Source organism: Micrococcus sp. GbtcB5, from assembly GCF_019091605.1.
Classification (GTDB): Bacteria; Actinomycetota; Actinomycetes; order Actinomycetales; family Micrococcaceae; genus Micrococcus; species Micrococcus luteus.
This window is the reverse complement of the sequence record NZ_JAGXJK010000137.1, coordinates 1-304: the sequence shown is the minus strand read 5'-3', so window position 1 is coordinate 304 and position 304 is coordinate 1. Positions and strand designations below refer to the sequence as shown.

Annotated in this window: 1 pseudogene; it reads right to left on the bottom strand. The window is 75.7% G+C overall.

Annotated features, from left to right (window positions below):
- Positions 1-304, bottom strand: a pseudogene (locus KVS67_RS11780) (3-oxoacyl-ACP synthase III); the annotation flags it as partial.

The window sequence follows — 304 nt, the reverse complement described above, 5'->3', positions numbered from 1 at the left end:
CTGGAGCGTGGCCCGGGACACCGACGTGTACACGACCAGGCCCACCCACACCCGCGGGACGCCAGCCTGCACCAGGGCCGCGACGCCGGCGCGCGCGGCGGCCTCCTGGAAGTCCACGGTCTCGTCCCAGTTCCGTCGGCTGCGCACACCGGCCACCCGCTCCAGGAGGGTGCCGGGCAGGCGCAGGCGGGTGAGCACCTCCGCCAGCTGGTCGTCGAGGTCCTGCGAGGTGACTTCGACGGGGGGCTCCACCTCGGTGACCGCCAGGAGGGCGGCGCGGGAGGACTCGCTGCTGGCGGTGCCC